General features: G+C 64.5%; 2 protein-coding genes and 1 pseudogene. All 3 read left to right on the forward strand.

Annotated elements, in window-relative coordinates; translation table 11 throughout:
• Positions 1–277, forward strand: a pseudogene (locus WBR57_RS16750) (succinylglutamate desuccinylase); the annotation flags it as partial.
• Positions 278–290: 13 nt separating this feature from the next.
• Positions 291–1,055 (forward strand): ABC transporter ATP-binding protein, encoded by a 765-nt coding sequence (locus WBR57_RS16755; RefSeq protein ID WP_424084783.1) that lies wholly within the window; start codon positions 291–293, stop codon positions 1,053–1,055.
• 57 nt (positions 1,056–1,112) lie between these two features.
• A partial coding sequence (locus WBR57_RS16760; protein ID WP_424084784.1) for a DEAD/DEAH box helicase occupies positions 1,113–2,123 on the forward strand: 1,011 nt, incomplete at its 3' end.

Below are 2,123 nucleotides of genomic sequence, written 5' to 3' on the forward strand. Positions count from 1 at the left end.
GCCCTACCCCGCCACCCCGCTGGCGGGCGTCGAGCCGGTCGCCACGCCGGTCGGCGGCCTGCTGGTGTTCAGCGCCCTGCCGGGGGAATACCTGGAAGCCGGGCAACTGATCGCCGAAATCATCGACCCGATTACTGACCGCGTAACGCCTGTGCACTGCCAGAAGGCCGGCCTGCTTTACGCCCGTTCGCTACGCCGCATGGCCACTGCCGGGATGGTCATCGGCCATGTCGCAGGCTTAGAGGCCTACCGTAGCGGCTATCTACTTTCGCCTTGAGGATGCCTGCCCCATGTACAAATTGACCGTTGAAGGCCTGCATAAAAGCTATGGCGACAATGAAGTGCTCAAAGGTGTCTCGCTCAAGGCCAGGACCGGTGACGTGATCAGCCTGATCGGCGCCAGCGGCTCAGGCAAAAGCACCTTTTTGCGCTGCATCAACTTCCTTGAGACCCCCAACGACGGCGCCATGACCCTGGATGGCAAGCAAATCCGCATGGTCAGCGACCGCCACGGCATGCGCGTGGCCGACGACGCCGAGCTGCAACGCCTGCGCACCCGGCTGGCAATGGTGTTCCAGCATTTCAACCTGTGGAGCCACATGAGCGTGCTGGAAAACATCACCATGGCCCCGCGCCGGGTGCTGGGTTGCAGCAAAAAGGACGCCGATGACCGCGCCCGTCGCTACCTCGACAAGGTCGGCCTGCCGGCGCGCGTGGCCGATCAATACCCGGCGTTCCTGTCCGGCGGCCAGCAGCAACGCGTGGCCATCGCCCGCGCCCTGGCCATGGAGCCGGAGGTGATGCTGTTCGATGAACCCACCTCGGCCCTCGACCCGGAACTGGTGGGTGAAGTGCTCAAGGTGATCCAGGGGTTGGCCGAGGAAGGCCGCACCATGATCATGGTGACCCACGAGATGAGCTTTGCGCGCAAGGTCTCGAGCCAGGTGCTGTTCCTGCACAAGGGCCTGGTGGAAGAGCAAGGTACGCCGGACGATGTGTTGGGCAACCCCAAGAGTGAACGTCTGCAACAGTTCCTCAGTGGCAACTTGAAGTAAACCTTTGCGACGCCTGGAGGGTCTGTGAAATAGACCCTCCAGAGCGTTCGCTGCCGCATGGCAAAACCCCTCGACTTCGCTAAACAATGGTTTGCCACCAAGGGCTGGAAGCCGTTCGCCTTCCAGAAAGACGTGTGGGCGGCGGTGAAGGCAGGCCAGTCGGGCCTGCTGCACGCCAGCACCGGGGCCGGTAAAACCTACGCCCTGTGGTTTGCCGCCCTGAATCGCTTCGCCATCAGCCGCCCGCCCGCCACCGGCAAACGCAAAGCACCGGCTGAACCGTTGACGGTGCTGTGGATCACGCCGATGCGCGCATTGGCCGCCGACACCGCCCGCGCCCTCGAAGCCCCGCTTGAAGCCCTGCAGATTCCCTGGAGTGTCGGGCTGCGTACCGGCGACACCAGCAGCAGCGAGCGCGCCCGCCAGACCCGTCGCCAGCCCACCGCGTTGGTCACCACCCCGGAAAGCCTGACCCTGATGCTCGCGCGCGCCGACAGCGAGGTGAGCCTGGCGCACTTGCGCATGGTGGTGGTGGACGAATGGCATGAGCTGATCGGCAATAAGCGCGGCGTGCAGTTGCAACTGGCGTTGGCGCGCCTGCGCCGCTGGCATCCGGAGTTGATGGTGTGGGGCATTTCGGCAACCCTGGGTAACCAGTCTCACGCGTTGGAGGTTCTGATCCCACAGGGCGGCGGGATCAATGTGCAGGGGCAGACGGCTAAGGCGCTGAAAGTCGACACCCTGCTGCCGCCTGTCGCCGAGCGCTTTCCCTGGGCCGGGCATATCGGTTTGAAAATGTTGCCGCAGGTGGTGGCGGAGGTGGCGTCGAGCAGCAGCTGCCTGGTGTTTACCAATACGCGGGCGCAGTCGGAGATCTGGTACCAGGCGATCCTGGAGGCCCGCCCGGATTGGGCTGGCTTGATTGCCCTGCACCACGGCTCGCTGTCCCGGGAAACCCGCGACTGGGTAGAGCGGGCGCTGAAGGACGGCCAGCTCAAGGCGGTGGTGTGTACCTCGAGCCTGGACCTGGGGGTGGATTTCCTGCCAGTGGAGCGGGTGCTGCAGATC

Source organism: Pseudomonas sp. (assembly GCF_049590575.1).
Lineage (GTDB): Bacteria > Pseudomonadota > Gammaproteobacteria > Pseudomonadales > Pseudomonadaceae > Aquipseudomonas.

What these genes read in the sequence shown, in the direction of transcription:
- WBR57_RS16755 (WP_424084783.1), top strand. Translation starts at nt 291, where the DNA reads ATGTACAAATTGACCGTTGAAGGCCTGCATAAAAGCTATGGCGACAAT.